Annotated in this window: 10 protein-coding genes and 1 tRNA gene; 1 reads left to right on the forward strand and 10 read right to left on the reverse strand. The window is 43.4% G+C overall.

The window, feature by feature from the left end:
• Positions 1 to 301: 301 nt before the first annotated feature.
• The 10 genes from cysK to spoIIE form a co-directional block, all read right to left on the reverse strand.
• Positions 302 to 1,231, reverse strand: a complete 930-nt coding sequence (cysK, locus tag AAEO50_RS15635; protein WP_341985232.1) for a cysteine synthase A — start codon at positions 1,229 to 1,231, stop codon at positions 302 to 304.
• Between the two features lie 229 nt (positions 1,232 to 1,460).
• A complete protein-coding gene (locus AAEO50_RS15640; RefSeq protein ID WP_341985233.1) occupies positions 1,461 to 2,363 on the reverse strand; it encodes a peptidyl-prolyl cis-trans isomerase in 903 nt (300 codons plus the stop codon).
• Between the two features lie 27 nt (positions 2,364 to 2,390).
• The gene (hslO, locus tag AAEO50_RS15645; RefSeq protein ID WP_341985234.1) at positions 2,391 to 3,269 is read right to left on the reverse strand and encodes an Hsp33 family molecular chaperone HslO; all 879 of its coding nucleotides are present in this window, start codon (positions 3,267 to 3,269) and stop codon (positions 2,391 to 2,393) included.
• A gap of 23 nt (positions 3,270 to 3,292) precedes the next feature.
• The gene (locus AAEO50_RS15650) at positions 3,293 to 4,060 is read right to left on the reverse strand and encodes a type III pantothenate kinase (protein ID WP_341985235.1); all 768 of its coding nucleotides are present in this window, start codon (positions 4,058 to 4,060) and stop codon (positions 3,293 to 3,295) included.
• A gap of 535 nt (positions 4,061 to 4,595) precedes the next feature.
• Positions 4,596 to 6,572 carry an ATP-dependent zinc metalloprotease FtsH gene (ftsH, locus tag AAEO50_RS15655; protein WP_341985236.1) on the reverse strand — a complete coding sequence of 659 codons (1,977 nt, stop codon included), beginning with the start codon at positions 6,570 to 6,572 and terminating at the stop codon, positions 4,596 to 4,598.
• Positions 6,573 to 6,697: 125 nt separating this feature from the next.
• Positions 6,698 to 7,246: a hypoxanthine phosphoribosyltransferase gene (hpt, locus tag AAEO50_RS15660; protein WP_341985237.1), complete on the reverse strand. Its 549-nt coding sequence runs from the start codon at positions 7,244 to 7,246 to the stop codon at positions 6,698 to 6,700.
• Between the two features lie 3 nt (positions 7,247 to 7,249).
• Positions 7,250 to 8,656, reverse strand: coding sequence for a tRNA lysidine(34) synthetase TilS (gene tilS, locus AAEO50_RS15665; RefSeq protein WP_341985238.1), 1,407 nt, complete (start codon positions 8,654 to 8,656; stop codon positions 7,250 to 7,252).
• 66 nt (positions 8,657 to 8,722) lie between these two features.
• Positions 8,723 to 9,721, reverse strand: coding sequence for a serine/threonine-protein kinase (locus AAEO50_RS15670; protein ID WP_341985239.1), 999 nt, complete (start codon positions 9,719 to 9,721; stop codon positions 8,723 to 8,725).
• Positions 9,690 to 10,430, reverse strand: coding sequence for a VWA domain-containing protein (locus tag AAEO50_RS15675; RefSeq protein ID WP_341985241.1), 741 nt, complete (start codon positions 10,428 to 10,430; stop codon positions 9,690 to 9,692). The genes AAEO50_RS15670 and AAEO50_RS15675 overlap by 32 nt, the downstream gene beginning before the upstream one ends.
• A gap of 97 nt (positions 10,431 to 10,527) precedes the next feature.
• A complete protein-coding gene (gene spoIIE / locus AAEO50_RS15680; RefSeq protein ID WP_341985242.1) occupies positions 10,528 to 13,020 on the reverse strand; it encodes a stage II sporulation protein E in 2,493 nt (830 codons plus the stop codon).
• Between the two features lie 282 nt (positions 13,021 to 13,302).
• On the opposite strand from spoIIE, the gene AAEO50_RS15685 reads away from it, so the two are divergent.
• Positions 13,303 to 13,379 (forward strand) — tRNA-Met (locus tag AAEO50_RS15685).
• Positions 13,380 to 13,385: the final 6 nt, after the last annotated feature.

Below are 13,385 nucleotides of genomic sequence, written 5' to 3' on the forward strand. Positions count from 1 at the left end.
CGAATCGACCACGAAGGCGTTCTTTGCCTTCTTGGTCGGTTTGACTTATGACATGTGCCTCTAAGCCCCAGAGCTAGACACGTCTCACATTGGCCGCTTTTCCCGCAGGAGTCTTCGTCTTCTACTCCAATCAACAGCTGGATAGTTCTTTGATAGTAAACAACACTCTTAAACAACTTAAAAAGGAGGTCGAGCTGATTTGTTTTGTCGAACGGTCACCTGCACCAAAACACCAATCTTTTAGAAACACCCAAATGAAAAAATCCCGAAGCAAAGGTAGCTTCAGGATCCATACATTCTTTTATTCATCATCAAATTGATAGAGCGGGGTGCTCAGGTAGCGCTCGCCGTTGCTTGGAATGACGGCTAGTACTTTCTTTCCTTTTCCCAGTTCTTTCGCCACTTTCAATGCGGCATAGATGGCTGCTCCGGAAGAGATGCCTCCCAGGATCCCTTCTTCTTTGGCGGCTCTTCTGGCGTAATCAAAAGCCTCTTCATTCCGCACTTGAATTACTTCGTCATACACGGATGTATTAAGGATATCAGGTACAAAACCCGCTCCGATTCCTTGTATTTTATGAGGGCCCGGCTTTCCGCCTGACAAGATTGGTGAGTCTGTCGGTTCCACCGCGTATAACTTGATGGATGGATAATGCTCTTTCAATACCTCTCCTGCACCGGTGATCGTTCCACCTGTTCCGATTCCAGCAACAAAACCATCAAGCTGTCCGCCCATTTGCTCCACAATTTCTTTACCGGTCGTTTCTCTATGAACTTTGGGATTTGCTTCGTTTTTAAATTGCTGAGGCACGAAATACCCTTTTTCTTCAGCAAGTTCTTCCGCTTTACGGATTGCGCCGCCCATCCCTTCGGATCCGGGAGTCAACACAAGTTCTGCACCGTATGCACGCAGAAGGTTGCGCCTTTCCATACTCATTGTATCAGGCATGACGAGTACAGCTTTATACCCTTTTGCTGCAGCAACCATCGCCAATCCGATCCCGGTATTACCGCTGGTCGGTTCTACAATAGAATCTCCAGGTTTAATCTTCCCGGCTTTTTCAGCTTCCTCAATCATCGCTAATGCGATTCTGTCTTTCACACTGCTTCCAGGGTTCATATACTCTAATTTCAAATACACATCTGCACTATTTTCATCGGCTAAACGATTTAGTTTTACTATTGGGGTTTGACCTATTAATTCTGAAATTGAATTCGCAACTCTAACCATTCAATCCTCACTCCTAATCCCAAGTAATTTTGTTGGATTTATTCTCTAAAATGTAACAATTTTCAATTAATTTGTCAACTAAAAAGCGGAAGGGCTTTGCTCAGAGGCGGGTGACGTATTGCGTATATCTTTTTCTACTCTATTCACCCTTTATCCCTTCTATGTTTCGTTAAACCACATGAGTTTATGTACATGTAAAAAGACTGGCCGTCTGAGACCAGTCTTCTCCTTATTGTTCAGTCCCGTAAAACCATTCTACCCCGGCTTCATCCCAGAATGATTCAGGCAGGAGCGGCGTCTCCACTTGCTCAATGGCAAGCTGGCGGCGAATTTGAGATTTCACATCATCATAGCTATAGTTTCTTTCTTTCATGATGTCTTCCAGAAGGTAAATCACATAATCAGATCCGGATTTCACAGGCTGACTCCACTGGCCTTCCTTTAACGAATCGAGTTCCTTCACCGCTTCGGGCGATAAGAGTTCTCCATCTGCAGGGATATAACCGATCTCCCCGCCAAGGTGAGCACTTTGAACATCAGTGGAACGTTCCATTGCCAGCACATCAAAGTTCGATCCATCTTCAAGTTCTTTGACGACCTGGCCGGCCTGAGCTTTATCACTGACTTTAATTTGCTTCAAATTGTACATTTTCGGGATCGAATACATTTCTTCATTCTGTTCATAAAAGCTTTTCATCTCTTCTTCCGAAATTTCCACATCTTTTGTCAAAAGCTCTTCCAGTAATAAATCTGTTTCGATCTGGGCTTTGACGGTTTCTTCATCCTCTGTGTACTCTTCATCGAAAGAATTATAAACCGAACGGATTAAATCGTACTCTTGATTAACTTCTTTATCAGATACGGAAATATCATACTTTTTTGCCACTTTTTCAATAACCTTTTGATTGATCATTTGTTTGAGCTCTTGTTCGCCGTATTTTTGTTCAAGCGAATAAAGCCATTCTTCTCTGGTGACTGAATCTCCGCCGACCGTGGCAACCACTTCATTTCCGGCTTTCACGCCCCCCGCGCTCGGGGAGGCATCCGGCTTTAACCATAGAAATAATGTAACAATGTTAGTGACAAGCAATAAAACTGCTGCAATCAGTAAAGGATAAGGTTTAAATTTCATTGATTGTATTTCTCCCTGATTTGTTTACTATTTTGCTTCCTCTTTAAGTTCTTCCAATTCCTTATCGGAAAATACATACGTTTCATTACAGAAATGACATTTCGCTTCTGCTTGTTGATCTTCGTCGATTATTTCCTGAATTTCTTTCTCACCCAGGCTGATGATCGCGTTTGAAAATCGTTCTTTCGAACATTGACACTTAAATGAGATAGGCATTGTTTCAAGAACTTTCACTTCACCTTTTCCAAGTACTTCTTCGAGCACTTCTTCAGGAGTAAGTCCTTTCTCGATCAATTTAGAAATTGGCGGGATTTCCGATAGTCTCTCTTCTATCTTTGTAATCGTCTCATCGTCTGTACCCGGCATTAATTGTAGAATGAACCCTCCGGCAGCGAGGATCGTATTGTCGGGATTCACAAGCACTCCAACTCCCACAGAAGAAGGAACCTGCTCGGAAGTCACAAAGTAATACGTGAAGTCTTCTCCAAGTTCACCCGAAACAATCGGCACCTGCCCTGAGAAATGATCTCTCATGCCGATATCTTTCACTACAGAAAGAGTACCAGACGTTCCGACTGCCCTCTGTACATCCAGCTTTCCATGCTCGTTCAGATCAAAGTGGACATGGGGGTTGGTCACATATCCTCTTACTTCTCCCTTGGCGTTGCTGTCCACAAGAATCGCTCCGATCGGACCTCCGCCTTCCACCTTTACCGTTAATTTGTTTTCTCCTTTAAGCATAGCCCCCATCATGACGCCCGCACTGATGGATCGGCCTAACGCTGCAGATGCAGTCGGCCAGGTATCATGTCTTCTTTGGGCTTCAGCAACGGTTTCAGTGCTTTTTACTGCATACGCACGCACTTGACCCTCATAAGCCAATGCTTTCACTAAATAGTCGCTCATCTTCATGCTCCTTTCCTTCGTCCTTAGTTCATATTTCGTTTATATATCAGTTTTAATCCTTTAAGAGTCAGGAACGGGTCCACTACATCGATCGAGGTTGATTCTTTGGAAATCAGTGCAGCCAGCCCTCCTGTTGCAATGACCGTCGGTTCTTCTTTACTTTGCACTTTCATTCTTTGTACGATTCCCTCAACTTGTCCTACATATCCATAAAGGATGCCTGCCTGCATGGCCGTTACCGTGTTCTTCCCGATGATGTGATCCGGACGGGCGATTTCAATCCTTGGCAGCTTTGCAGCCTTTGAATACAGGGCTTCTGTTGAGATGCCGATTCCAGGGGCGATCGCACCACCCATATATTGTTTATCCTCGTTGATATAGCAATAGGTTGTAGCGGTTCCAAAGTCTACAATGATAAGCGGACCGCCGTATTCGTGGATGCCTGCTACCGCATTCACAATCCGGTCTGCCCCTACTTCCCGCGGATTTTCATATTTGATATTCAATCCTGTTTTGATGCCGGGTCCCACTACAAGAGGGGTGACATTAAAATACTTCTCGCACATACGTTCCAAACTGAACATGATCGGCGGAACGACAGAGGAAATGATGATTCCATCGATTTCTTCAAATTTCAAATCTACGTGCTGAAACAGGTTTTTCACTAACATACCGAATTCATCTTCGGTTTTATGACGGTTCGTTTCCGATCTCCAATGATATTTTAAATGGTCGCCTTCATACACGCCATATACGATATTTGTATTCCCTACATCCATTACAAAAATCAATATTCTCACCTACTAAGCCAATTGTTTTACACACTGCCAACATCATACCATATCTTATAAATAATAGGTAAGTACAAAAGCCGGTGTCCATTTTTAATCGTACCTAGGTTGGTGTAATCAAAAAATAAACCTCTAATCACCGCTGTTGATTTCCGCGGAAGACTTCGCTTTCCGCGGGTAGCCCGTGAGCCTCCTCGGTCAATTGGGTTAACTGTCTAGCTCCAGGGCTTAGAGGCACATGTCATAAGTCAAATCGACCAAGAAGGCAAAGAGCGCCTTCGTGGCCGATTCGCCTTATGCCACCCGCCTCTGAGCAAAGCCCTTCCGCTTTTCGGTTAGGAGTCTTCGTCTTCCACTCCAATCAACCGCTGGAGCCGGTTAAAAATTTGATTCACAATCAACTTTAGCAAGTGTTATATGTGGCAAACTTTAATCTGTATTTCAATATTGTGAGATAGACTTTCACCCTTGCCCTAAAACAACACGACTAAAAACAGAAAAAGACTGCACCCATTACAGGTACAGCCTCTTCATATTATGTGCGATCGGTTTTGTCAGAATCGTCTTCTTTGGAAGTTGTTTCTGTTGTATCTGCTTCGATCACGTTTTCTTCGTTTTTCTTTTGGATGTTTACTTTTACGTCACTTTTGTCTTCTTTGTCAGATTCATAAGTGCGCTCAGGCAGTGTGCCGTGATCCACTAGATGCTTGATTTGTGCAGCATCTAATGTTTCTACATCTAGTAAGGTTTTTGCTATCAGCTCGAGCTTATCGCGATTCTCTGTAAGAATCTTTTTCGCACGGGCATAGCTTTCTTTAATAAGGCGCTGCATTTCTGTGTCGATTTCATGAGCAATGGCATCTGAATAGTTTTGTTCACTATTGATGTCACGGCCCAGGAATACTTGACCGCCTTGCTGTGAACCGAATTGCAGGGGTCCGAGTTTGTCACTCATCCCGTATTCAGTCACCATCTTACGTGCAATGCCTGTTGCACGCTGGAAGTCATTATGGGCACCCGTCGATACTTCGCCGAAGATGATTTCTTCTGCGACACGACCTCCGAGCAAGCCGGTGATTTTATCAAGAAGCTCAGGTTTCGTCATAAAGTAGCGGTCTTCTTTAGGAAGCATGACGGCATATCCGCCTGCCTGCCCGCGTGGAACGATTGTTACTTTATGTACCATATCGGCTTCATCAAGTATAACACCAATAACGGTATGACCCGCTTCATGGAATGCGACGATTTTACGTTCTTTTTCAGATATGACGCGGCTCTTCTTGGCAGGTCCCGCGATGACACGGTCCGTTGCTTCGTCGATATCACGCATATCGATTTTCTTCTTGTCTTCACGGGCTGCAACAAGGGCTGCCTCGTTCAGAAGGTTTTCCAAATCTGCGCCTGAGAAACCTGGGGTTCTCATGGCAATTGCTTTCAGATCAACTGAATCATCAAGCGGTTTGTTGCGGGCATGTACTTTAAGTACAGCTTCACGGCCGATTACATCTGGACGGTCCACCGTGATTTGTCTGTCAAAACGTCCTGGACGCAATAGGGCCGGATCAAGAATATCCGGTCGGTTTGTCGCCGCGACGATGATGATCCCTTCGTTGGCTCCGAAGCCATCCATTTCAACGAGTAACTGGTTTAGCGTCTGCTCACGCTCATCGTGTCCTCCGCCCAGTCCTGCTCCACGCTGACGGCCTACCGCATCGATCTCATCGATGAAGATGATACATGGTGCGTTTTTCTTTGCGTTTTCAAACAAGTCACGAACACGGGATGCCCCGACACCGACGAACATTTCGACGAAATCAGAACCACTGATTGAGAAGAACGGTACTCCCGCTTCTCCAGCTGCAGCTCGTGCAAGTAATGTTTTACCTGTTCCCGGAGGTCCTACTAACAGCACCCCTTTAGGAATACGTGCCCCTATTTCAGAGAATTTACGTGGATCCTTAAGGAATTCCACAACCTCTACAAGTTCCTGCTTCTCTTCATCTGCCCCTGCTACGTCTTTGAAGCGAACTTTCTTCTTCTCTTCGCTGTAAAGCTTTGCCTTACTTTTACCAAAGTTCATGACACGGCTGCCGCCGCCCTGTGCCTGGTTCAGTAAGAAGAAGAACAAAATGAAAATGATGACAAATGGAATGATCGTTGTAAAGAACGATACCCATCCGCTGGTTTCTTTGGCTTGTAATACGTTGACGTCAATACCTTGCTCAGAAGCTGCTGCATTGATTTGATCCATCAACTTGCCATCGGTCGTAAGGACATAAGTTAAAAAGGCTTCACCTTCTTCAGCTCCTTTTAACTCTCCTTTTACCTCATATACACCTCTTCCAGGCTGAATGGAGAATGATTCAACTTCCCCTTTTTCAAGCTGGTTGATGAACGTACTGTATTCAATATTTTTGGTTGGTTCGTTGTTGTTACTGAAATAACTCACCACACCTATAATGACTAAAAAGACCAGTAAATAGAATATGGTGTTACGAAAGATCCGGTTCATCCCTTACCTCCTCCCACGGGTAAACAAACTAACTAAAATAGTATCATAGTAAATCATGGCATTACAACAATTAGGACTTGATGTTTCCCGATAGTTCGAATAGAATATTCCTCTTTAGATTACTCTTATTCTCCTGTTGTATACACTTCAGGTTTCAATACACCGATATACGGCAGATTGCGGTATCGTTCAGCATAATCCAATCCGTATCCAACGACAAATTCATCCGGAACAATAAAGCCGACATAATCTGCTTTGATATCCACTTTACGGCCGGTCGGCTTATCTAAAAGGGTGACGATGCTGATCGACTTGGCTTTACGGTAGCGGAACAGCTCCACTAAATAGCTTAGCGTCAAACCGCTGTCGATGATATCTTCGAGGATCAGAATGTCACGGCCCTCAACTTTGGTATCCAAGTCTTTCACAATCTTCACTTCTCCGGAAGATACAGTGGAATTACCGTAACTTGAAACATCCATGAAATCCATTTCCATATGAGTATCCATACGTTTGCAAAGGTCAGCCATGAAAGGCATTGCACCTTTCAGCACACCGATTGCCAAAGGAAATTTATCTTGATATTCCTCTGTCAGCTGTGCCCCTAAATCTTTAATCTTTGCCTGAAGTTCTTCCTCTGAAATCAATACTTTTTCAATATCCTGATTTAACAATGTTCAACTGCCTCCTAGAAGATGATTGCTTTTAAATTGTAATACTAAACTATTTTCCCGAACTTCTCCTAAATCGTAAATTGACTTCTTTATTCCGGGCACCCAAAGGATCTGTTCCTCCGAGTCGACGACAATCGGCCATTCATCACGCAGATGCCGGGGGATTTTTTCGTCAATAAATAGGGATTTGAGCTTTTTTGTTCCTTGTAAACCTTTGATTTTCAATCGATCTCCCGTCTTTCTCGTTCGAATGAATAACGGAAGTGTAAGATCTTCACGATTTAAATAAATACAGTCACCGGTACAGGCTTCTATATCTATTAAAGAATCATGGAGAACAAATTGGGAACCGCTTGGAAGTGTGAGAGGCTTTTTATCCTTTAATTCATAACAATAAGGGGCTTGACCAGACTCTAATTTCCCAAAGTGAAAATAACAGGTGTTATAGGCCCTTGTTACTCGGAGACCTCCAGGCAAATCCAAGCTAGCATTAGGTGATTTTCCTCTTAATATACCCAATACATCGTAAATATGTATAGTCGATAAAGAAGATGGTCTTAGTTTGTAAAGATAGTTTAATATTAGATGAATCCCTCTTCTTTGTAAAGGCTCAGCCATTGCAAGAAAGCCTTCAATTTCCAGTGTAGAGAAAACCTCTGTGTTATTCCATACCTTATTCAACTTTTGCCGCGTTAATTCCTCTAAAAACTCTTCATCTTCTGTCATTTCTTCACTAAATTGTTGAAATTGGTGATGAACGAGCGGGTTTTCTTCTTTCAGGAAAGGAATGACTGCTTTTCGAAACCGATTCCTTGTATAAAGATCTTTATCATTGCTGGGATCGAGGCGTGGTGACAGATCGCGCTTCTCGCAATACTCCTCAATCTCCTTCTTAGTGACAGGGAGGAATGGACGAATGATCATTCCAGGGGGGAATTCACGTTTATACGGTATGCCTGCCCTCCCTTTCCCTGCAGCTCCTCTTGTCAGTTTCATCAAAATCGTTTCCAATTGATCATCGCCATGATGCCCCAAAGCAAGTTTGTCTGCAGAGACTTGCTGCATGACTGCTTTGAGAAAGTCATATCGAACATTGCGGGCTACTTCCTGCAGGCTCCCATTCTTGTCTTCCATTATTTTAGGAACATCGATTCTTTCACTATAGAAAGGAATCCCCCGCTCTGTGCAAAAACCCTTAACAAAAAGGAGCTCCTGATATGACTCCTCTCCCCGAAACATATGATCGAGATGAGCAGCAATCACTTCAGCTCCCCATTCTTTTCTATTCACATGAAGAAAGTGAAGAAGCGCCAACGAATCCGGACCACCGGATACAGCTGCCACGATCCGGTCTCCCGCTTCTATAAGCTGATGGCGTTGAATGAAATCTTTTGTCGTCTTTTCTATCATGTTTACTTCCTCTTCCTCGACTCTTTTTCCTTATTGTATCAATTCCGCGCCCCCGGAACTACTATTCTACATGAGCTCTCCGTAGATATATAAGACATATAGCAGCGAAACGATCATGATCACCAAGACGGTTTCAAGGAAATGACTGGATTTCTTCCGTTGTTTCTGTACCCTGCTTGGCTGCTGAGTAGGCTGTCTGGAAGAAGAGGCTGCTGAGGCTCTCCTGGATTGCTTAGGTGCTGACGATTGAGTGCTTGCACCATGCGAGAGGGCATCCAGTAAATGCATTCTCATTTCACCAGCAGAAGGAAAACTGCCTTCCAGCGCTTTTTCAATCGTATACTGAAACTTGCATAATTGATCTTTGGCTGCAATGGCCTTCCTTAGTTGCTGCATATTCCCGCTTTCAGTCTTATTGAAACGCTGGGGATATGCTAAATTTATCAAGATCATTCCAACTGAAAAAAGATCATAGGTAGGTTCAGCTTTTCTGGAAGCCCCAAGCCAATATCCACGGTCGAAAAACTCAGTGAACTCCTTAATCGCTCTTCCCTGTATGGTCGTACCTCCAACATCGATACAGCGTATCCGGTAGGGAGGCCCTGTGACGATCAAGTTTTCCGGCTTAAGATCTCCGAACACCCAGCCCTCATTATGAATACGTTCCAAATCTGAAAGCAGCTGTGCAATCAGTACACCTGTCCAGGCAGTACCTTTCGATTGTACAAAATTTAATAGATTCATTCCCTGGATATATTCCATTGTATAAAAATGTATTTTCTGTCCTCGCGTCTCCCAATCATCCACCTGATGAAGTTTAGGTCCAAGGGGAGTGCCCTGGACCTTTGAAAAGGACTTTAATACATTGACTTCAGAAGTGATGGAGACATTGCTGTCGCTCATCTTCAATGCGAGGTAACCAGATGCACCCTGCACCAGATACACCATTCCGTTGGCACCATACCCTAACTCTTTAACAATCGTATAGATTTGTTTATACCATTTCCCCCTGATCACTGTCCCCGCAGGGAAATTAAATGGTTTCTTCGAAGTATTGTTCATCATCGCCACGAGAGAGCAATCCCCTTAATGAACGTTTTTTCTTGAAGTATGTCAATGCTTCAGAAATGGCCGGACCTGTCGGGGTGATACCGCCTGGGGACAATTTAGAGAAAATACTCGTAAGTGTTTCGAGTTTAGGTGTCCAATCCAGCAACTTTTCGACATCTTGTCGTTTCCCGGGAAATACAAATACAGAGAATTTATTATCTCCCATTCTAGCATTCAAGCTTAAAGACAGGTCCAGCAAGGCTTCTTTTACCGTTGGGAGTTTGTGCTTCATACTTGCAGAAGTATCGACAAGAATCAACACTTCCATGTCCACGGACTCTCCTAATTCATCTACGACTTCCATTACTTCTCCGCGCTGATCGGGAGGCAATTCTTCCATCGAAGCAGATTTCCCGAGAATTTGCTTTAATTCATTATTCACTACCCCTTGTAAGGTCTGAGTCATTGCTTTTCTTGTTACCATCTGGACAGTTTGCGAAAGCTGCTGGGCATAAACAATCTGACTCACACCTCCGCCAGACAAAGCAATCCCTTCAATTTCCTGCATTCCGTTATCATCAATCACATCATTATCCATTACCCCGATCACGTTTACCGTAATGCCTTGTTCCTTTGCGAGTGCCGCCATAGCAATTGGATCTTCCCCTTGATTCGAGCACCCATCCGTTAACAATAGAATTTGACGAAGTGTACCTGTCTTCATCATACTCCCCTCCTAATTTAAAAGATGGTATCATCTTCGCCGAATCAGGAGGGATTTATACTTCAATTCACTATATTTATAGAGGAGCGCATCGTCCTCAAGAGATTCTTTTCTTGTCTTTTTCGTGTGTTTTTTGCACAGGGATGGACGACCATTTCGGTATATTATGTTTGATTTTTGACACGACAATCGTCATATCATCTTCTATCAAACCTGAACTTGAACGTATCACTTCTTCCATCAGGATATCTGCCACTTCCTGAGGTTCATCGGTCTCGAGCTCATTCACTTTACGCTTCATCCATAAATCATAATTTTCTACATGCTTTGGCCCCTCAAAGGCGCCATCGCTCATCATGATCAGCAAATCACCCGCTTTTAACTGCTCTGAGACAACATCCACGTCAAAGTCATGCTGCAGCATGCCCATCGGCAGATTGCTGGCTTCTATTTTCATCACTTTGTCCCCACGTTTAATAAAACTCGGGGTGGATCCGATTTTCAAGAATTTCGAGGATGCATTTTGAAGGTCGATCATTGCCAGATCAAGGGTCGAGAAAATTTCATCATTCGTCCTGAGTGACAGAATGGAATTCACCGACTTGATCGCCACCTCCTCTTCAATTCCCGATTCCAGAATCTTTTTAAGCAGTCTGAGTGTTTCATTGCTTTCAAAATGGGCACGTTCTCCGTTCCCCATGCCATCACTGATGGCCACCGCGTATTTGCCGGCTCCCAGCTCAATCATCGAAAAACTGTCACCCGATACGAGCCCTCCTCCTTTAGCAGCATGCGATACTCCTGTATCCACCACAAATTTCTTTGCGGACCTGAATGTCATCTGACAGTACCCATTTGGAAATTGAGCACAATCCTCCTTATACACCACAATATTTTCTCCCAGAATATCCGATAACATCGGAGCAATCAGCTTCTCTCCCTGACCATGACCGCCGCAGTAAGGAATCGTCATATCGATGTCCACATTTCCCTGTTCCAGGTTATAAATTTCAATGTTCTCGATTTCTATGCCGAAGTCATTGATGCTCCTTAATATTTGCTCCTCTTGAATATGATGATTTTCCCTCTCTCTTTGAATCTCCTTCGCAAAATTCCCCATGACTTCAGAGACGCCAAGTAATTGATCCGCTACTAACCTCCTGCTCTCCTTTACTTGTTTTTTCAGTTTGAGATTGGCTTGGTAAAATGTGAGTTCCTGATAAATTGTGTCCTGCAGCTTCTTTTCTTTCGTACAATGCTTGTCCAGTTCCCGGTGAAGACGGGGGGACAGCGGTATTTTCCCTTGATCAAACTCATTCATCACATCTTTCATCAGATTATAGGTTTTATCAAAGTTCCTTGACCAGCACTGATCCTTTTTAAAGCAGGTTTGACACGTCTTTTCCGTGACATTGCTTAAGAAATAGTCAAATTCTTTATCTTCCTCCTCTTCAAACTGCTCTTCTATTTGCTGAAAGCTGTTCGATAATGCTTGAAAGACAGACGAAAACTGAGTGACCCGATTTGCAGTCACATCTCTCACTCTTCTCATATATCCCTGTTGTTCCTGCTGATATTCAGGTGTACCCGGGATATGTTTGGCTATTTTAAGAGCAAGACTCTGCGGTGTTAGAAACAGCAAGAGAATCGCCACTCCCGATTCATACAATGTTTTTGTCAAAACAGTATCACTATTTCCGTACATTCCCATAAGCAGGGTAGCGATTAACAAACCGATTGCCGCTCCAAATTTCTTTCCTTCTTTCATCAATCCGCCCAGAAGTCCGGAAAAAGCAAGCAAACTCATTTGATAAAAGCTCGCAACACTCGCCAAGCTGAAAATCAATCCAGTTACGACCCCTACTGTAGAACCAATTGTAGCCCCTGCCACAAATGAAAATAATAAAACCAGGTATCTGGACAAAATATGTTCAATGGACAGACTATATACCGCCCATCCGATTGTTCCAGTCATGATAGAAGCAAGCAGGATGATCAGACTGACCACCTCTTCTGTTTTAAGCGAGCGTCGTCTGCGCTGCACCGTTACCAGCGGTACGCTTTGAATGAAAATATAGGTTAATAGAAACGCAAGAGTCGCTTCAATCATGGCCATTACGCCATTATAAATCGTAAGGACCTGATCCTGCTGGATGTAACTAAATGCCAGCTTGACTCCAATCACAGTGAATAACACATAAAATGCCACATATTTCAGTTCATTTTTATGATATTTTTGTGTTAAACGAAAGATTACTAGGAATATAATCGTGCTTGCAAACGTATAACTGATACTAGAGAAAGATAATGTGACTGACCCTGCAAGCAGCCCCAGTAAAGCGACCGGGGACTTTTCCCTCCTGACGAGATAGACAGATGCAAAGAAAGGCAGTGCAAACGGAGTCAGGTGCGATAAGATGAGGGCCCTTCCCAATAAAAACCCGATAATGAACAACGCGATCCCCTTTTGCACAAACAGCCATTCTAATTTGGAATAAATCGACTTTATTCCCTTAGACAATTCCAGTCTGGTGTGTTCAATGTCTACATTTTGAACAGGCTCTATGATTGTCTGATTGGCTTTACCCATGTAACAAACACTCCCCATTTACTTTTTTGTTAAGTATAAATGGGACGAGCTCAAAAGTTTGTCAAAATGAGGGAATACATCCTAAGAATGTTTCGACGGCATTCTATCCATTCCGTTATAATATTCAGAATATTTTATTTTATATGGTCATCTTTTTTGTCGTTTCACTCCTATGAATCAGTCACAGACTGACATGAAGGAATTTTGACAAATTCTTTTATAATATCTGTTGACAAGATTTTTGTTTCTCTGTATTATAGATTTTGTGCTTAAAACACATATGGCGGTGTAGCTCAGCTGGCTAGAGCGTACGGTTCATACCCGTGAGGTCGGGGGTTCGATCCCCTCCGCCGCTACCATATTTT

This window comes from Rossellomorea oryzaecorticis, assembly GCF_038405515.1.
Lineage (GTDB): Bacteria > Bacillota > Bacilli > Bacillales > Bacillaceae_B > Rossellomorea > Rossellomorea oryzaecorticis_A.